Origin of the sequence: Dyadobacter fermentans DSM 18053 (assembly GCF_000023125.1) — a bacterium.
Lineage (GTDB): Bacteria > Bacteroidota > Bacteroidia > Cytophagales > Spirosomataceae > Dyadobacter > Dyadobacter fermentans.
In genome coordinates this window covers 494,687-512,919 of sequence record NC_013037.1, presented here as the reverse complement: position 1 = coordinate 512,919, position 18,233 = coordinate 494,687, and the positions used below count along the sequence as shown (strand labels likewise).

Sequence of the window (18,233 nt, the reverse complement as noted above, 5' to 3'; positions counted from 1 at the left end):
TATTTTAGCAAAAATTTTCCGCGAAACAGGCATTTTTGAAACCGGCGGATTTTATTAGAATAATACATCTTTTACTGACAATACTACCACGAACGCAATAATATTTTGCGGAAGGTTAATTTTTCCTAACATTTATTTTTTGTAAATACATTTTTGCATTAATATTGTGCCGTTATAATTATTCGTCACCACTTTATCTAGTACTATTATGTCAAAGTCCAAGCTGGAATATATTTGGTTGGATGGCTACAAGCCGACCCAAAGTTTACGCAGCAAAACCAAAATTGAAAACGATTTTAGTGGAAAACTGGAAGATTGCGCAATGTGGTCGTTTGATGGCTCATCTACCGAGCAGGCTCCCGGCGGTTCTTCCGACTGTTTGCTGAAACCTGTTTACATTATTCCTGATCCACAGCGTAAAAATGGCTACCTGGTAATGTGCGAGGTATTGAACGCTGACGGAACCCCTCACGAATCAAACGGTCGTGCCACTATCGAAGACGACGATAACGACTTCTGGTTCGGATTTGAACAAGAATATTTCCTTTGGGACAACGACACTAACAAACCGCTTGGCTTCCCTGCAAACGGTTACCCGGCTCCGCAAGGACCATACTACTGCTCCGTTGGCGCGAAAAACGCTTTCGGTCGCGAGATCATCGAAGAGCACCTTGACGTTTGCCTCGACGCAGGTCTGAACGTAGAAGGTATCAATGCAGAGGTTGCTGCTGGTCAGTGGGAATTCCAGATCTTCGCGAAAGGTGCGAAAGAAGCTGGCGACCAGATCTGGCTCGGCCGTTACCTGCTCGAAAGAATCGGTGAAAAATACGGTGTATCCATCAACTGGCACTGCAAGCCGCTTGGCGACCTCGACTGGAACGGTTCAGGTATGCACGCCAACTTCTCAAACGGTGTTTTGAGAACTGCCGGAAGCAAAGCTACTTTCGACAAAATTTGTGAAGCATTCCGTCCGGTTGTGAAAGAGCACATCGACGTTTACGGTGCTGACAACCACCTCCGTCTGACTGGAAAGCACGAAACTGCTTCTATCCACGATTTCAGCTACGGCGTTTCCGACCGTGGTGCTTCTATCCGTATCCCTGTTCTTGTTCCTCAAAAAGGATGGAGCGGATACCTCGAAGACCGTCGTCCAAACTCTGCTGCTGATCCTTACAAAGTGGCAGCTCGTATTATCAAGACTGTTAAATCTGCTATCTAATCCGCAGAACGACCATATTAATGCAAAACGGCCACCCAAAAGGTGGCCGTTTTTATGTTGTACGTCACAACCATTTCAAATGGTTCGTCCGATCAATCTTCATCCTCGCTACCCGTGAACGAGAATAAGGTCGGATCGAGCTCCACCTTGCCTGCTGTATAAGCTTCGATAAAGTCGCTGATCACCTTGTCGTTGATCTCCGTTTTATTGAGTCCTACTTCCAGGCCGACACCGTACTCGAACTTGTCGTCGATTTCCACATGCTCGCGGACGGTGATCTCCTCGTTCTCTTCGATTTCCTCGATAAACTCGGTAAGCAAAAGCTCTGCCTCGTCTTCCTGTTCCTCGCTGATCTTATAGTTGGCGGGGCGCTCGTCCTGGGAAATGTAGTTAGGCATTTCCTTTTTGAGCCTTTCCAATGCTTCGTCGTAGACGAGCGTGGAGTGATGCAGGCGCAGCGTGTAAATGAGTGCGTCGAAGATCACCTCCTGGTTTTTGTACGTGCCAACAAACTGCACGTGCGCATGCTCGTTGTTATCGTCGTCGTCCTCAAACTCGTCCTCTACATATATAAAGTTCGAATTCTCGGCTTTGCATTCCTCTTTAAGCAGCGCGATTTCTTCTGGATCAAATCCCGGATTCATATTCTCTTTTATTGGTTTCAATTACAAAACTACTCCAAAAATAACATTTCGCGGTATTTTGCCAACGGCCAGTCTTCATCGTCGATCAACAATTCGAGCTTGTCCACGTGGTACCGGATCTCATCAAAATGCCCCTTCACCTCCGAACCGTAGCATTTGGCCCGCTCGAAAAGGTCTTCCAGGTTGTTCGCTTTTTTGCGGCTTTCGGTCATTTCGTGCACCAGCTTCTTGATCACCACCACGTGCGACGAAATGTCGCGGATGATTTCCTTGATCGGCTCGGCCTCTTCGAGCATTTCGAGGTCGGTGAGCGAGCGGGCCGTTTGGGCGAGTTTGAACTGGTATTTCACCACCGTCGACACAATGTGGTTTAGGGCAAGATCGCCGATCACGCGCGATTCGATCTGCAACTTCTTTACATAATTTTCCAGCTCGATCTCGTAGCGCGCATGCAGCTCGCGGGAGCTCAGCACGCCGGTTCTTTCGAAAACGGCAATGGTGTGATCCGTTTTATAGGCATACAATGCGTCGTAAGTCTCGCGGATGTTGCTTAGGCCGCGTTTCGCAGCCTCTTCGATCCACTCGTCGGAATAGCCGTTGCCTTCAAAAAGAATGTTTTTTGATTCCAGGAAATAGCGTTTCAGGATTTCTACCGTCGCCACTTTCTTTTCTTCTCCTGCCGCCAGGCGTTCGTCCATCTCCTTCTTGAAATCGAGCAGCTGGTTGGCCACAATCGTGTTCAGGATAATCATCGGCGAAGCGCTGTTCTGAGAACTGCCCACAGCCCGGTATTCGAACTTATTACCCGTAAAACAGAATGGCGAAGTCCGGTTGCGGTCGGTATTGTCGCGTTGGAGGTTCGGAATGCGGGTTATGCCCAGTTTGTAGTAAAAGTTTTCGCCTTTTTCGAGCGTAATCTCTCCTTTGTTAACCAGTTCTTCGAGCATCGACGTCAGATCGCCGCCCAGGAATACCGACACAATCGACGGCGGCGCTTCGTTCGCGCCCAGGCGGTGCTCGTTTCCAGCGGATGAAATCGACGCGCGTAGCAGGTCCGCATGATCGTGAACCGCTTTCACGACATTCATCAGGAACGTCAGGAAGCGCAGGTTTTCTTTGGGTTTCGAAGTCGGGGCGAGCAGATTAATGCCTGTGTCCGTAGACAGCGACCAGTTGTTGTGCTTTCCGCTGCCATTAATGCCTGCAAATGGTTTTTCATGGAAAAGCACCTGGAAATTATGCTTATCGCCTACTTTTTGCATCAAATCCATCAGCAATGCATTGTGGTCGATCGCGAGGTTCACTTCTTCGAACGTCGGCGCGCATTCAAACTGGCCGGGCGCTACCTCGTTGTGGCGGGTGCGGACCGGGATGCCCAATTTCAATGCCTCGAATTCGAAATCCACCATGAATGCATTCACACGCGGCGAGATTGACCCAAAATAGTGGTCGTCGAGCTGCTGGCCGCGGGCGGGATTATGCCCGAACACCGTCCGGCCGGACATGAGCAAGTCCGGACGTGCGTAATACAATGCTTTATCCACCAAAAAATACTCCTGCTCGATACCAAGCGTAGGCGTCACTTTCGAAACATCGCGGTTGAAAAACTGGCAAACACCCGTGGCAGCCTTGTCGAGCATCATCAGCGAGCGCAGCAGCGGCGCTTTGTAATCAAGCGCTTCGCCATTGTAGGAAATGAATACTGAAGGGATACACAACGTTTTTCCGCCGGCGCCATTATCCATCAGAAATGCGGGCGAACTGGGGTCCCAGCCGGTGTAGCCGCGCGCCTCGAATGTCGCGCGCAAGCCGCCGCTCGGGAACGAGGAAGCATCCGGCTCCTGCTGCACCAATGCGCTGCCTTTGAACTTCTCTACCGCTTTACCGTCGATGGTTAGGTCAAAAAACGAATCGTGTTTTTCGGCCGTGGTGCCTGTGAGGGGCTGAAACCAGTGCGTATAATGCGTAGCGCCTTTGGAAATGGCCCACGATTTCATGGCCGCGGCAACCTCCTCGGCCACTTCGCGGTCGATCGTCGAGCCGGAACGGATCGCATTGGAAATTTTGGTATAAGCCTCTGCCGAAAGCAGGGTTTTCATTACATCATCACTGAATGTATTGCTGCCATAAAGGTCGGCTACTTTTTCTGTGGGAGGGGTCAAAACAGGCGAGACGCGGCCTTGCGCGATCTCAAAAGCTTTGGAACGAAACGTCATGTATTTATTGATTTATATTAATTCTCCTCAAAATTATTTATTTACCATTACGAACAACAATTCGCTTCCAGATTTTCACAATAGCTGCCCAACGGTTACCACAGGTTAACGCATTTTTAAGAACTTTGCAAATTGTTCAAAGACACCAATGCGTAAGAGATTAGAATTTATCGCCTTGTACGGGCTGGCCTGGGTCGTTATCTTCCAGTTTTTCCGGGTCATTTTCCTGGCATACCATTATAAAAAGGCCCTCGAACTGCCTTGCTCGCTATGGGTTGCCAGCGCGGGCCACGGGCTGCCGATGGACATTTCCTTCGCCGCATACATTCTCGCGATCCCGACATTGCTCCTGATTTTCACCGGCCGGCGCTGGGAATGGTACCGCAAAACAATGTCCGTATATACCGCAGTGGTCGTAACGCTCATCACGCTGCTCACGGTGATCGACCTGGAACTGTTCCGCGCGTGGGGTTTCCGCATTGATGCGACCTCGCTGCATTACCTCGAAACGCCCGCCGAGGCCATGGCATCCATGGGCGCCGCGCCGGTGGTGCCGCTGGTCATCCTGCTGATTGTGCTCCTTTTTGGCGTGAACCGGCTTCTACAAACCATCATCCGTCGGACCGCCGGACTTTTCCGACAGGTGGCGCATATAGTGGTGATACCGGCATTCCTGGTCATTGCCGGCAGCCTTATTATTCCTATTCGCGGCGGTTTCCAGCTCGCGCCTATGAATGAAAGCGCCGTGTTTTTCAGTGATAAGAGTTTTGCCAATTACGCAGCCGTGAATGTACCCTGGAATTATACGCGTTCGCTGATTAGCCAGGGTTATTCCAATAAAAATCCATTCAAATACACGGAGGACGCCGAAGCAAATGAGATCGTGGCTGACCTGTACCGGCCCGGCGGTGCTACCCGGCAGGTGATCGACACGACAGGCAAAAAGAATGTGCTTGTCATTATCTGGGAGAGTTTTACGTCGAAAGCCGTGGGGTCGCTGGGAGGAATAAGCGGTGTCACGCCCGAATTTGACCGCATTTCGAAGGAAGGACTGTTATTTACCAACATATACGCCAGCGGCAACCGCAGCGACAAAGGCATGGTAGCGATTTTGAGCGGTTACCCGGCACAGCCCACCGCTTCTATCATTAAAATACCCAAAAAAACGGCCTCGCTGCCCTCCTTACCGACTATTTTTAAGAATAACGGCTGGAAAACCTCCTTCTATTACGGCGGAGAAACCGAGTTTGCCAATATGAAGTCCTACTTCCTGCAACAGGGCTTCGACCGGATTGTGGATATCAACGATTTCGATTCCAAGGACATGAATTCCAAATGGGGCGCGCACGACCACGTCGTTTTCAAAAGGCTGCTGAACGACCTGGACCGGGAAAAAGAACCGTTCTTCTCGACCATGTTCACATTGAGCAGCCACGAGCCCTTCGAAGTGCCGACTAAAACGGCCATACCCGGCAACGATCCCGAGCATTTGTTCCTGAACGCATTACATTATACCGACGAGTCCCTCAGCGCATTCCTCCGCGAGGCCAAAACCAAATCATGGTGGGGCAACACGCTCGTGGTCATCATCGCCGACCACGGCCACCCATTGCCTGAAACGCGGAAAGACAAGCCTTCGGAATTCCACATTCCCATGCTTTGGCTCGGCGGCGCGCTTGCGGCCGCGCCCTCGCGCGTGGATACGCTCGCCTCGCAAACCGACCTCGCGGCCACGCTGCTGAACCAAATGCGGTTGCCCTCCGGAACTTTTGTGTGGAGTAACGACATTTTCAAACAAGGCCGCCACGATTTTGCCTATTTCGCATTCAATAACGGCCTGGGCTGGATGCGTCCGAACGGGTTCACCGTCCGGGACAACATCGGCGGGAACATTACCGAGAAAAATGGCGCATTATCCGCACAGGAAGAGGGCCTTGCAAAAGCCTACCTGCAATCTTCTTTCGCAGATTATTTAAAGCGTTGATCATAAAGCTGTAATTTTGCAGGATATTTCAAAACAATGAAGAAAGTCGCTTTTTATACATTAGGGTGCAAGCTGAACTACTCGGAGAGCTCTTCCATCGGACGGATGTTCGAGGATAAGGGGTATACCAAAGTAGAATTCAACGAAAACCCGGACATTTTTATCATCAACACCTGCTCGGTAACCGAGAATGCGGATAAGAAATGCCGCAAAATCGTACGCGAGGCCCAGAAAATCAATGCGGACGGATACGTGGCGATCATTGGCTGCTATGCCCAGCTGAAACCGAAAGAGATTTCCGAGATTCCGGGGGTGGATGCGGTTTTGGGCGCTGCCGAGAAATTCAGGCTTGTCGAACTGATCGATACATTCGAGAAAGCCCCCTCGGGCCAGCCCGCGCAGGTGATCGCCTCGACGATCGACCATGCGGTGGAATACCACACGTCCTACTCGCTCAACGACCGCACGCGCACATTCCTGAAAGTGCAGGACGGCTGCGACTACCCGTGCGCCTATTGCACGATCCCACTCGCACGGGGCAAGAGCCGGTCGGATAGCATCGAAAACATCGTGAAAGCCGCCCGCGACATTGCTGCGCGGGACGTTAAGGAAATCGTGCTTACGGGTGTGAATATCGGCGATTTCGGGCTGCGGAATGGCGTGCGCGAGGAAACTTTCCTGGACCTGGTGAAGGCATTGGATGAGGTGGAAGGCATTGAACGCTTCCGCATTTCGTCCATTGAACCCAATTTACTGACCGACGAAATCATTGAATTTGTAGCGCAATCCAAACGTTTCGCGCCGCATTTCCATATTCCGCTGCAATCGGGCTCGAACAAGGTTTTGGGACTGATGAAGCGCCGCTACAAACGCGAGCTCTATACCGAGCGCGTGGCAAAAATCAAATCGCTCATGCCCGACTGCTGCATTGGCGTGGACGTGATCGTAGGCCACCCGGGCGAAACGAAAGAGCTTTTTGAAGAAACCTACCACTTCCTGAATGAACTGGAAGTGTCGTACCTGCACGTATTCACCTACTCCGAGCGCGAAAACACGGCCGCATTAGCCATCCGCCCGATCGTCAACAAAGGCGAACGCGCTGAACGCTCGAAAATGCTGCACATTTTGTCCGACAAAAAGAAGCGCTTTTTCTACGAAACGCAGATCGGCAAGGAAGGCAAAGTATTGTTTGAAGATGAGGTGCAGAACGGCCAGATGCTCGGCTTCACAGGGAATTACGTGCGCGTGGCCGTGAAATACGACCCGCTGCTGATTAACGAAACAAAAGAAGTGCGCTACGACCACATCAATGCGGAAGGCCTGATGGAAGTCACTGAAATACACGAAGAGATATTAACGCACTAATCAATTCAAGTCTTATAAAATGTAGAAAGCCCGACCAATTGGCCGGGCTTCTGCATTTATTCTTATAGTTTAGATTAAGCCTCTACAAGGAACTCGTCGTGCTGGCTAACATCCAGACCAGCCTTCTCATCTTGCTCCGATACACGAAGCGGAAGGATCAGATCCGTCAGTTTCAGCAGCAGGAATGAACCTGCGAATGCGAATGCCGACACGCCTACCAATGCAATCACGTGGTTAATGAACAGCTTGGTTTCGCCAAATGCAAGACCCTGATCCGTTACCAGTGAGTTAACACCGCTCGTTGCGAAAATACCGGTCATTAGCATACCTACCATACCACCTACACCATGGCAAGGGAATACGTCGAGTGTATCATCCAAAGTGGAGCGGGTGCGAAGGTGAGCAATGTAGTTGGAGATGATCGCAGCAACGGTACCGATAAACAACGATGCCGGAACTGTTACAAAACCGGCAGCAGGTGTAATCGCTACCAAACCTACCACAGCACCGATACAGAAGCCGAGTGCCGAAACTTTCTTGCCTTTTGCAGCATCAAACAAAACCCAGGCCAAACCAGCCGCACCGGCAGCAGTGTTGGTAGTTGCGAATGCTGAAACGGCCAATGGAGAAGCGGTAAGTGCAGAACCGGCGTTGAAACCGAACCATCCGAACCACAGCAAACCGGTTCCGAGCAATACGAAAGGAATGTTTGCAGGAGGAAGCACGTGATCATCGAGGAGCGACTTGCGGCGTTTCAGGTAAAGCGCACCGGCCAAAGCAGCCCAGCCCGCAGACATATGCACCACGGTACCGCCGGCAAAGTCAAGCACACCCATTTTGAAAAGCAAGCCATCCGCATGCCAAGTCATGTGAGCCAGCGGCGAGTAGATGAACACACAGAAAAGAATGATGAAAAGAACGTAAGAGCGGAAATTGATACGCTCAGCCATTGAACCGGTTACGAGCGCGGGAGTGATTACCGCGAACTTCAACTGGAACATTGCAAACAATGCGAAAGGAATGGTTCCCCAAACCGGACCGTCCAACACACCTTTGAACATGAAGTGCGTGGTAGGGTCACCGACGAAACCGCCAATGTCGTCACCAAATGCAAGGCTGAAACCGAAAACCACCCATATCACACTGATTACACCCATCGCGATGAAGCTCTGGAGCATCGTGGAGATGACATTTTTGGTGCTAACCATTCCTCCGTAGAAGTACGCCAGACCCGGGGTCATGAGCAATACCAGCGCGGCTGAAACGAGCATCCAAGCAGTGTCGCCGGAATTGATGCCCTCCGTCGCGATCTGCGTCGGGACATTTGGGATGAAGGCACCGAGGATGCTGATTACCAGGAGAATAATCAGTGGGATAAAGTTACGTTTTTCCATTGTAGTAAATTATTGTTATTGTAATTAGATTAAGAAGGTATTCGTGTGAAATGCGATGTGTCGTGTTTTAGAATTTATAAATGAATGCTAATCCGAATGTAGTCTGGCTGTTCTTGGTCCAGCCGCCCTCCGAATCCTCGAACTGCTGCGCTTCGCCCGATCCGCTCAGCTTGGGATAGGCATCCAGGCGGAACTCAGGTTTCACGAGAATGTGTCCGTCGGCCAGGTTAATGTTGCCGGTAAGCGTTACCGAGTTTACTTTGGTTCCTGTTTTCGCTGCGGTGAGCAGGCCTCTTACGCCGCTGTCGTTGTTAAAGTATTCGTAACGGGCACCGATTCCGAAGTTTTCCGTGATGGCCGTGTTGGCATACACCGCAACGCCACCCCATGTTTCAGTTTTAAGAGGACCACCTGCACCCTGGAAATCGCCTTTTTGAGATCCGTAAGCGGCATTCAGACCCAAAAGGAATTTTTCGCTCACCTGGAAGCTCGTGGTTAGGTCGAACACCTGGTAGAAACCGTCGGGCTGCTTGCCGAGCGAATCGGTGTTGGCCTCGTTGCTTCCGATGTAGTTTACATACACGTTCCAGTTTTCAACCGGCTTGAAATACAGCTGGCTGATCACCCCTTTTGCACGGTTGTTGTCGCCGAGGCCATCCACATTGTTTACCACACCCACCATCAATGAAGCCCTGTCGGAGAATGCGTAGGTCGCTTTCAAACCGGCGTGGTAGAATGGCCCGTTGTTGAACAGGTTGGAAAGCGAGTAGTTGAAGTTGGCCGGTGCGTCGATCACTTCGTACCCGATATGCGTACCGAATTGCCCTGCTGTCATCGAGAACTTGTCGGTAAACTTGTATGTAAAGTATGCTTGCTTGATCGCCAGCGCGGTGCTGAACAGCGCGTTGCCGTAGTTACCCATGTTGGCGTTCGGTCCGAATGCAAGATCCACCACCGCTTCTGATTTTGCATTGGTGTAAGCTACTCTCGTCTGCACAAGGCCGAGCGAAAACTGGCCCGATTTCTGGTCGAACACCCGTGCATTGGAAGCACCCATGTTGGAGCGGGATGCCGGTTTGTTGAAATTAGCCATGTAATAGGAATCCAGATAGCCCGAGAAAGCGAATGCTCCTTTTACCTCCTCATCGTCCTTGGCCTCTGTAACCACCGCAGTATCGGCCTTCACCGCCTTTTTATCTTCTTCTGCCTTCGCAAAACCCAAAAAAGGAACCATCAAAGATAATACTGTGCAATAGACTTTTTTCATAATTATATTCTGTTTAAGTTAATACTACTCTCCGGCTGCATTACTGGATCAAATATTGTACTTAAATTATATTTATCAAATATTAAGACCATATTTTATATCAAAAAATACAATTTTCTAATTTTTATCATGTTTTTTAACGTTTTTGAAACACAAAAACACCATTTTTCAATTTTTGCCTTAAAATTGAAAATTCTGCAAAAATTCACTAGTGCAGAACTTTATTAAAAGCGTCGCGCTTGATCAATCAGGAAATTTTATGCCTATAATGCCATTTGCAGAACCGAAAGGGCACAAAAAAAGCCTGCTGTTGAGCAGGCTTTGCGTTTTTTATATTCAGCAGGGTCTATTCACCGTGCATCCATGCTTTTTTGGCAAGCAGCGTTTCTTCTTCTTCCTCGTTGTCGGGATCGGGCACACAGCAGTCGACCGGACAAACGGCCGCGCATTGCGGCTCTTCATGAAAACCAACGCACTCGGTACATTTATCTGTAACTATATAGTAAAATTCGTCTGAAACAGGGGACTGCTTTTCCTTGCCGCTTACGATGGTGCCATCGCCGAAGTCCACCTCATCTAAACTCGTTCCATCTCCCCAAGTCCATTCTACACCTCCCTCATAAATTGCAGTATTCGGGCATTCTGGCTCACACGCCCCACAATTTATGCATTCGTCGGTTATCATTATAGCCATAGTCGCCGGATTGTTTATATTTGTTGCTATTCTTCTGTTTAGGGTAACAAATATAACTATTTATAGTTTCCCAACAATCAGAAAAATAAAAACGGCACTTGCCATTTAACTTTTTAGAGTCAGAGTAGAATGATATCAAGAATTCGGAGAATAAATGCGTTCATCCGTCTGGGCCAGTTCATCGGCGACGCGGCAAATGAGGAAACGATCGAGGAATGGGTGGCGGCAGCCCGAAGCCGTAACAACTGGTTTACGCCCGCTAATGTGCGATTGTCGCTGAATGCAATCGCCGGGGAATATCTCGACGCCGAAAAACTCCGGACCTGGGCAGAAAGCTACCCCGAACCCGCCCAATCGCGAAAAATTGGCGTGGTAATGGCCGGAAACATCCCCGCCGTGGGCTTTCACGACGCGCTGTGCGTACTCATCAGCGGCCACACGTTACTCGCCAAACCCAGTTCCGACGACCCGCTGCTGATCCGCGCATTGCTCGCACAGCTGATCGAGATCGAACCGGAGTTCAAAGAATACATCCATTTCGTAGAGCGCCTGAACGATTCCGACGCGTACATTGCCACCGGAAGCGACAATACTGCCCGGTATTTTCATTATTATTTTGCCAAAAAGCCGAACATTATCCGTAAAAACCGGACATCCGTAGCTGCACTCAGCGGCTCGGAGACACCCGCGGAACTGCGCGCACTGGGCAATGACATCCTGCAATATTTTGGCCTCGGCTGCCGCAATGTGTCGAAGGTGTTTGTGCCGGCGGGATATGACTTTACCGGGTTTTACCAGGCGATCGAAGAAATGGCGCCGGATTACCTGCACCACCATAAGTTTTTTAATAATTACGAATACAACAAGTCGATTTACCTCGTAAACCGCATCGCGCATTCGGACAACGGCTTTTTGCTCGCCACTGAAAGCGAGGCGCTCGTGTCGCCGATCAGCGTGCTGCATTACCAGCATTACGAGTCTGCCGAGGAGCTCAAAGCGCTGCTGCGGGAGTCGGAGGAAAAGATCCAATGCGTGGTTGCGCAGCCTTCATTGCATTTGCAGGACGCGCTGCCATTCGGCGGTGCACAGACGCCCGGCCTGGCGGATTACGCCGACGGCATCGACACCATGGCCTTCCTCGCCAACATGGCCTAAGCCTTCCGGCCCCTTCCCGACGCCCATTCCAGGAAGTCGGGAAGGACTTTGGCCCACGTTTCGGGGTTATGCAGCCCTTCCCTCACTTCCACGTACCGGATATCCCGGCCCCAGGCATAGCCTTTCCGTTCCAGCTCGGCAATGCATTCGAGCGTATCCTGAATGGAATCGATCACGCCGTCGCCGTCACGGTCGTCGTACTCGTCCCACGTGCCGCATTGAAACCAGAAGCTCAGCCTTCCCCGATGGCCGGCATCGCGTATTTGCCGGTGCATAATGCGGTCCGTTTCGGAATAACCTTCATCCAGCGCCTTCTGCCGCCACCACAGCGACCCCGAAAAAACACCGGCCTGCGCGAACGTTTCGGGATGGTTCCAAACGGCATCGAGCGCCATTAACCCGCCGAGCGAGCAGCCGGCATAGGTGATTCCACTCCTCACGGTCTGGTAATGTTCTGCCAGAAACGGCACCAATTCCTGCAATACAAATGCGGTGGTAAGCCGCGCCCGACTCCCGCGCCCGGCGTAATCGGACTGGCCGGCGGTCCCGTACTCGTGTATGCGCGCGTCGCTCGCATGGATGCCTGCGATCACGCACGGGGCCATCCGCCCCTCCGCCTGTAAAGCCTCGGCGGTGTTGGCCATTTGCAAAGTTTTGAAATCCTGTCCGTCATTGAAAAGCACCAGCGGGTAAGTCTGGTCTTTGTTAAAACCGGCTGGAAGTACAATGCTTACGTGCACTTCCCTGCCTAGCAAAGCGGATGATATGGTGGTATTTACAGGCATTATTTTTAAGGAAGAAGCGGATTGTTCACGGCAAAAGACACGGCTACGGACAGACATAAAACCCGAAAGTTAATAATTTGCTTCCTATGATTTGTTTTGTATATTTCAATTATCAACTATAAACCGTCTTTGTTTGGAAGAGCAGCACATTAAATACTACTCTCATCATCTCGACAAAGAAGTGGAGATGCTTGTCTTCGGCAACTGGGGCTACCCTATCCTGCTTTTCCCCACCACGCTCGGCCGCTACTACCAGGCCAAGGACATGGGGCTGATCGAATCGGTGCGGTGGCTGGTGGAATCGGGCAAATACAAGATCTATTGTGTGGACACGATCGATGCCGACTCCTGGTACGGCAAGCACCTCAACCCCGAATACCGCGTCCTCAATCACATCCAATACGACAAGTTCCTCAAAAACGAGCTCGTACCTCATATCAAGCATGAATGCAATGTGGGCAAAATCGGCGTAGCCGGATGCAGCTTCGGGGGCTTTCATGCTGCTAATTTCGCATTCCGCCATCCCGAAATGGTCGCCTACCTGGTGAGCATGAGCGGCGCATTCGACATCCGCGGCTTTCTCGACGGGTTTTACGACGATGCGGTGTATTTCAACAACCCCGTCGATTTCATGCCCAACGAACAAGGCTGGCGCTTCGGGCACATGAAAATCGTGCTGGGAACTTCCGACTGGGACATCTGCCTGAACAGCAACCTCAGGATGTCGGGCATTCTCAACAACAATGGCATCGAGCACTGGCTCGATATTCGTGGGTGGGAAAAACACGATTGGCCGCTTTGGAACAAAATGTTTCCAGACTACCTCTCCCGCATGGTTTTACAATAATCCAGAACACAACTCAAAACCTATATGAAAAAGATTGGAATCCTGTTCGGAATGGAAAATACTTTTCCGAATGCATTTATCGAAAGAATCAACAGCAAAGGTGTGGACGGCATTGTGGCAGAGGCCGTCACCATCGATAAAGTGATACAGGCCGAGGCCAACGAATACGCGGTGATCATCGACCGCATTTCACAGGACGTACCGTTTTACCGCTCCTATCTGAAAAATGCCGCATTGGCGGGCACAGCGGTGATCAACAACCCGTTCTGGTGGAGCGCCGACGAGAAGTTTTTCAATAATGCATTGGCAGAAAAGCTGGGCATACCCGTACCCAAAACCGCCCTGCTGCCTTCTAAACAACGCCCGACCAACACCAGCGAAACCTCGTTCCGCAACCTGGCCTTCCCGATGGCCTGGGAGGAAATATTTCAATACGTGGGCTTCCCTGCCTACATGAAACCGCACGACGGCGGCGGCTGGAAGAGCGTTTACAGGGTGGTGAACCCGCAGGATATGTGGATCAAACATGAAGAAACCGGGCAGCTGGTGATGATGTTGCAGGAAGAAATCGTGTTCGACGACTACGTGCGCTGCTACTGCATTGGCCAAAAAGACGTGCTGGTAATGCCTTACGAGCCGCGTAACCCGCACCATTTGCGCTATGCGGCCGATTTGAAAGCCCAGGGCGAAGAGCGTGAAAAACTCCTTGAAACAATTAAGGATTATACCTTAAAACTGAACATAGCGCTGGGCTACGACTTCAACACCGTCGAATTTGCCGTGCGCGACGGCATTCCGTACGCGATAGACTTCTGCAACCCCGCGCCGGACGCCGACATTTACTCCGTAGGCCGCGATAATTTTGAATGGGTAGTTGAAGCCGCGGCCAATATGGCCATTGAACGCGCAAAAACGCATATCCCCGGACAAATTAACCTCACCTGGGGCACATTCGTGAACCAGGCGGTCAATGGCGTTCCGGCATCGCCCGCGGCAGCCAGCGCACCGGCTCCTGCCAAGCCAGCGGAACCGACAAAAGCCAAAGCGGCACCCTCGAAAGCACCAAAAGCAACTTTGGCGAAACCTGCCAAAACACCCGAAGCACCACCGGTGAAGCCCCCAAAGGCGCCCAAAGCAACACCCACGGAACCTGCAAAAGCGCCCCAGGCAACAACTGAGAAACGCGCAAAAGCACCCGAAACGACACCATCAGCCACTGAAGTGAAAGTAAAGGCCGTTCCACCTAAAAAACCGGCCAAGTCGCTCGGAGCGATTGTAACCGAGCCAATTGCTGTGGCAGAGCCGGCCGAACCGAAGGTGCCCACCACCAGGGCCGCAGCGACGAAAGCACCTGCCAAAAATTCGAAATTGAAGAAATCCTGATCCACTGTCATTCAGCCGTTTTCACATTATGGCATTATTCACCCTGGGAATTGAAGAGGAATTTCAGACGATCGACCCCGTTACGAGAAACCTGCGGTCGCATATGTCAAAGCTGGTGGAAGACGGGCAAATAACGTTAAAGGAGCGCGTGAAGGCGGAAATGCACCAGGCGGTGGTGGAAGTGGGGACGAATATCTGCCACAACATCCAGGAGGCGCGGGAGGAAGTAACCTACCTGCGCCAAATGATCCTGGACCTGGCCGAAAAGCAGGACCTGCAAGTGGCCGCCGCCGGCACGCACCCCTTCGCCGACTGGGTGGACCAGCTCATTACCGACGACCCGCGGTACGATCAGATCATCGACGAAATGCGCGACGTGGCCCGCGGAAACCTCATTTTCGGGCTGCACGTGCACGTGGGCATCGAAAACCGGAACGAGGGAATCCAGATCATGAACGCCGTGCGGTATTTTCTGCCGCACATTTACGCGCTATCGACCAACTCGCCGTTCTGGTGCGGGCGCAATACGGGCTTCAAATCATACCGTTCGAAAGTTTTCGATAAATTTCCCAGGACCGGCATTCCCGATTACTTTTCCAGTGCGGCGGAATATGACGAGTATGTGGAACTGCTCATCAAGACGAAATGCATTGATAATGGCAAGAAAATCTGGTGGGATATCCGCCTGCACCCGTTTTTCAACACCATCGAATTCCGCATGTGCGACGTGCCGATGCGCACGGACGAGACGATCTGCCTCGCCGCGATCATGCAGGCACTCGTGGCCAAAATCCACAAACTTCACAGCCAGAACCTCAGTTTCCGCCCTTACCGCCGCATGCTCATCAACGAAAACAAGTGGCGCGCGGCGCGGTACGGCATCCACAGCAAGCTGATCGACTTCGGTAAGCAGGAGGAAGTGGAATATCGCATTCTGATACACGAACTGCTCGCGTTTATCGATGACGTGGTGGACGAGCTGGGCAGCCGGAAGGAGATCGGATACATCCACCAGATCCTCGAAATGGGCACCGGCGCCGACCGCCAGCTAGCCGTTTTCGAGCAAACCGGCTGTTTGAATGCAGTGGTAGATTATATCGTTTCGGAGACTAAAATCGGGTTGTAGTTAGAATTAAATCAAACTTTTAGCCCAAAACCCGAACTTATCAGGAAGAGTTTTGTTAAAAATAGGTTACCCGATTCTCTAACTTAAAGGCTGATTTCATTGACACCGACCGGCCACAAATTGTAATGACTACTCATGAAAAACATTTCCGGATCGCGATCCTGGACATGTACAACGGCCACCCCAACGAGGGAATGCGATGCATCAAAAAGATCATTTCCGCATTCGGAGAGCATGAAAACGTGCCCGTTGAATTCACTGTTTTTGATGTAAGACAAAAGCTGGAAATACCGGGAATGGACTTCGACGCCTACATTTCTACCGGCGGACCCGGCAATCCGGCACCGGTTGGCGAGGCATGGGAAAAGCGCTTTTTCGGATTTCTGGATAAGATATTAGCTTACAATGCGAAGCGGCAAAACCGTATCAAAAAGCATTTGTTCCTGATTTGCCACTCGTTTCAAATGGCCTGCATTCACTGGGAGCTGGCGGCGGTGAGCAAGCGGCGGAAGACTTCGTTCGGCACTTTTCCGGTGCACAAAACCTCAGCCGGCCGCAAAGATCCGCTGCTGAATGCATTGGCCGACCCTTTCTGGATCGTGGATTCGCGCGATTTCCAGGTCACGCAGCCCAACCGGTTTGCGTTTGATGCGATGGGCGCGAAGCTGCTTTGTCTCGAAAAAATCCGTCCGCATGTGCCGCTGGAACGCGCTGTCATGGCCGTCCGCTTCTCGAACGAAATCGTAGGTACCCAATTTCATCCGGAGGCCGATGCCGAAGGAATGCTCCGTTACTTTTTGGATGAAGACAAGAAGGTGGCGATTGTGAAGGCGCACGGCGAGCAGAAATACAGCGATATGATCGAGCATTTGAACGACCCGGACAAAATTTCAATGACCGAGACGGTGGTTATTCCGGCATTTTTGAAAAACGCATTTACCAAAACGTTGCAGCCAGCCTATGCATAAGCAAGCCCGGGAAGCGTTCAACCGCTCCTTTACGGAGAAAGGATACGAGGAATTCGTAGAATCGCTGGGTTCGGCGTTTCCCGGACAGCTGGATTTCAGGGTAGCAGAAACGCCCGTTTTCATACCCAAAGATTTGAAAAAGAAGATCTTGTGGGCATCCGACGAAATAATCGGCACATTACTTTCTCCCGATTTCCGGGCTAAAACCGATCGCGCCGTGCCTGCCAGCCAGCATGTGCCGGGCGAGAATGCACATACCTCTTTTTTGGCCATTGACTACGCCATTTGTCGTAATGCTGCGGGCGAACTCATTCCACAACTTATTGAACTTCAAGGCTTTCCTTCCATTTTCGGGTATCAGGCTTTTCTGTCCGAGTCTTTCGGGAAATATTTTGACGTCCAGTCCAATTTTGCATATCTGTTTGGCACCCGTACTTTGGATGAATATGTGGCTAAACTGAAAGCATTGATCCTTGGCAGTGAGCAGCCCGAGCATGTGATTTTGCTTGAAATATATCCGGAAAATCAAAAAACGCGCATTGATTTCGCCGTCACGGAGCAAATGCTGGGCATTCAGGCAGTTTGCTACACGAAACTGATCCGCGAGGGAACGCAGCTGTTTTATGAAAAAGATGGTCGGAAAATCCGCGTCAAACGCATTTACAACCGGCTTATTTTCGACGACCTGCTCAACTACCCCGACCTGCAAACCAGCTACCATTTCACCGACGACATTGACGTGCAATGGGTGGGACATCCCAATTGGTTTTTCAGGATCAGTAAGTTTGCTTTGCCTTTATTGAATGGAGAATTTGTGCCTGAAACGCGTTTTCTGAGCGATTATGAAGGCAATTTCCCTGACGATCTTTCAAATTACGTGTTGAAACCCCTGTTCTCTTTCGCGGGCTCGGGCGTGCAACTGCACATTACAAAAGCGGATCTGGACGCCATTCCCGACCCGGAAAATTATATCTTGCAACGAAAAGTCGCCTACGAACCCGTGATCCGGGCGCCCGACGGCCTTGTGAAATGCGAGATCCGCATGATGTACGGCTGGCCCGACGATGCCGAAAAGCCCGAATTGCTGATCAGCCTCAGCCGGTTGAGCCGCGGGGAAATGATCGGGGTACGGTACAACAAGGATTTTACCTGGGTAGGCGGCAGTGCCAGTTTTTTTGAACAATAG

15 protein-coding genes are annotated in these 18,233 nt (G+C 51.1%); 9 read left to right on the top strand and 6 right to left on the bottom strand.

Annotated features, from left to right (window positions below; translation table 11 throughout):
- The first annotated feature begins 208 nt into the window (after positions 1-208).
- The gene (locus tag DFER_RS02210; protein ID WP_012780065.1) at positions 209-1,219 is read left to right on the top strand and encodes a glutamine synthetase beta-grasp domain-containing protein; all 1,011 of its coding nucleotides are present in this window, start codon (positions 209-211) and stop codon (positions 1,217-1,219) included.
- 92 nt (positions 1,220-1,311) lie between these two features.
- Here DFER_RS02210 and DFER_RS02205 read toward each other — a convergent pair whose 3' ends face one another.
- Positions 1,312-1,863 carry a hypothetical protein gene (locus tag DFER_RS02205; protein ID WP_012780064.1) on the bottom strand — a complete coding sequence of 184 codons (552 nt, stop codon included), beginning with the start codon at positions 1,861-1,863 and terminating at the stop codon, positions 1,312-1,314.
- A gap of 29 nt (positions 1,864-1,892) precedes the next feature.
- Positions 1,893-4,079 carry a glutamine synthetase III family protein gene (locus DFER_RS02200; protein WP_012780063.1) on the bottom strand — a complete coding sequence of 729 codons (2,187 nt, stop codon included), beginning with the start codon at positions 4,077-4,079 and terminating at the stop codon, positions 1,893-1,895.
- Positions 4,080-4,227: 148 nt separating this feature from the next.
- Between DFER_RS02200 and DFER_RS02195 the strand changes: the two genes are divergently transcribed.
- Together DFER_RS02195 and mtaB are read left to right on the top strand one after the other, a co-directional pair.
- A complete protein-coding gene (locus DFER_RS02195; RefSeq protein WP_012780062.1) occupies positions 4,228-6,063 on the top strand; it encodes an LTA synthase family protein in 1,836 nt (611 codons plus the stop codon).
- Positions 6,064-6,099: 36 nt separating this feature from the next.
- A complete protein-coding gene (gene mtaB, locus DFER_RS02190; protein WP_012780061.1) occupies positions 6,100-7,428 on the top strand; it encodes a tRNA (N(6)-L-threonylcarbamoyladenosine(37)-C(2))-methylthiotransferase MtaB in 1,329 nt (442 codons plus the stop codon).
- Between the two features lie 74 nt (positions 7,429-7,502).
- Here the strand turns inward: mtaB and DFER_RS02185 are convergent, their stop codons facing one another.
- The 3 genes from DFER_RS02185 to DFER_RS29455 all read right to left on the bottom strand — a co-directional run bounded on the left by DFER_RS02185 (position 7,503) and on the right by DFER_RS29455 (position 10,783).
- Positions 7,503-8,822: an ammonium transporter gene (locus tag DFER_RS02185; RefSeq protein WP_012780060.1), complete on the bottom strand. Its 1,320-nt coding sequence runs from the start codon at positions 8,820-8,822 to the stop codon at positions 7,503-7,505.
- Between the two features lie 67 nt (positions 8,823-8,889).
- Complete coding sequence (locus tag DFER_RS02180; protein WP_041734651.1) at positions 8,890-10,089, bottom strand: porin; 1,200 nt, start codon at positions 10,087-10,089, stop codon at positions 8,890-8,892.
- Positions 10,090-10,435: 346 nt separating this feature from the next.
- Positions 10,436-10,783 (bottom strand): 4Fe-4S binding protein, encoded by a 348-nt coding sequence (locus DFER_RS29455; RefSeq protein WP_083769031.1) that lies wholly within the window; start codon positions 10,781-10,783, stop codon positions 10,436-10,438.
- Between the two features lie 129 nt (positions 10,784-10,912).
- Between DFER_RS29455 and DFER_RS02170 the strand changes: the two genes are divergently transcribed.
- Positions 10,913-11,938, top strand: a complete 1,026-nt coding sequence (locus DFER_RS02170; RefSeq protein ID WP_012780057.1) for an acyl-CoA reductase — start codon at positions 10,913-10,915, stop codon at positions 11,936-11,938.
- Here the strand turns inward: DFER_RS02170 and DFER_RS02165 are convergent.
- Positions 11,935-12,723: an alpha/beta hydrolase gene (locus tag DFER_RS02165; RefSeq protein WP_012780056.1), complete on the bottom strand. Its 789-nt coding sequence runs from the start codon at positions 12,721-12,723 to the stop codon at positions 11,935-11,937. The genes DFER_RS02170 and DFER_RS02165 overlap by 4 nt on opposite strands.
- Positions 12,724-12,856: 133 nt before the next feature.
- Between DFER_RS02165 and DFER_RS02160 the strand changes: the two genes are divergently transcribed.
- The 5 genes from DFER_RS02160 (at position 12,857) to DFER_RS02140 (ending at position 18,233) form a co-directional block, all read left to right on the top strand.
- Positions 12,857-13,570, top strand: a complete 714-nt coding sequence (locus DFER_RS02160) for an esterase family protein (protein WP_012780055.1) — start codon at positions 12,857-12,859, stop codon at positions 13,568-13,570.
- Between the two features lie 24 nt (positions 13,571-13,594).
- Complete coding sequence (locus tag DFER_RS02155) at positions 13,595-14,953, top strand: ATP-grasp domain-containing protein (protein ID WP_012780054.1); 1,359 nt, start codon at positions 13,595-13,597, stop codon at positions 14,951-14,953.
- A gap of 28 nt (positions 14,954-14,981) precedes the next feature.
- Positions 14,982-16,079, top strand: a complete 1,098-nt coding sequence (locus tag DFER_RS02150) for a carboxylate-amine ligase (protein WP_012780053.1) — start codon at positions 14,982-14,984, stop codon at positions 16,077-16,079.
- Between the two features lie 125 nt (positions 16,080-16,204).
- Entirely contained in the window at positions 16,205-17,047 is an 843-nt protein-coding gene (locus DFER_RS02145; RefSeq protein WP_012780052.1) for a type 1 glutamine amidotransferase, read from the top strand.
- Entirely contained in the window at positions 17,040-18,233 is a 1,194-nt protein-coding gene (locus DFER_RS02140) for a hypothetical protein (protein ID WP_012780051.1), read from the top strand. The genes DFER_RS02145 and DFER_RS02140 overlap by 8 nt, the downstream gene beginning before the upstream one ends.

Coding starts and splice junctions, on each gene's coding strand:
- DFER_RS02200 (WP_012780063.1), bottom strand. CDS start 4,079: ATGACGTTTCGTTCCAAAGCTTTTGAGATCGCGCAAGGCCGCGTCTCG.
- DFER_RS02170 (WP_012780057.1), top strand. CDS start 10,913: ATGATATCAAGAATTCGGAGAATAAATGCGTTCATCCGTCTGGGCCAG.
- DFER_RS02145 (WP_012780052.1), top strand. CDS start 16,205: ATGACTACTCATGAAAAACATTTCCGGATCGCGATCCTGGACATGTAC.
- DFER_RS29455 (WP_083769031.1), bottom strand. CDS start 10,783: ATGGCTATAATGATAACCGACGAATGCATAAATTGTGGGGCGTGTGAG.
- DFER_RS02165 (WP_012780056.1), bottom strand. CDS start 12,723: ATGCCTGTAAATACCACCATATCATCCGCTTTGCTAGGCAGGGAAGTG.
- mtaB (WP_012780061.1), top strand. CDS start 6,100: ATGAAGAAAGTCGCTTTTTATACATTAGGGTGCAAGCTGAACTACTCG.
- DFER_RS02210 (WP_012780065.1), top strand. CDS start 209: ATGTCAAAGTCCAAGCTGGAATATATTTGGTTGGATGGCTACAAGCCG.
- DFER_RS02205 (WP_012780064.1), bottom strand. CDS start 1,863: ATGAATCCGGGATTTGATCCAGAAGAAATCGCGCTGCTTAAAGAGGAA.
- DFER_RS02140 (WP_012780051.1), top strand. CDS start 17,040: ATGCATAAGCAAGCCCGGGAAGCGTTCAACCGCTCCTTTACGGAGAAA.
- DFER_RS02155 (WP_012780054.1), top strand. CDS start 13,595: ATGAAAAAGATTGGAATCCTGTTCGGAATGGAAAATACTTTTCCGAAT.
- DFER_RS02180 (WP_041734651.1), bottom strand. CDS start 10,089: ATGAAAAAAGTCTATTGCACAGTATTATCTTTGATGGTTCCTTTTTTG.
- DFER_RS02150 (WP_012780053.1), top strand. CDS start 14,982: ATGGCATTATTCACCCTGGGAATTGAAGAGGAATTTCAGACGATCGAC.
- DFER_RS02195 (WP_012780062.1), top strand. CDS start 4,228: ATGCGTAAGAGATTAGAATTTATCGCCTTGTACGGGCTGGCCTGGGTC.
- DFER_RS02185 (WP_012780060.1), bottom strand. CDS start 8,822: ATGGAAAAACGTAACTTTATCCCACTGATTATTCTCCTGGTAATCAGC.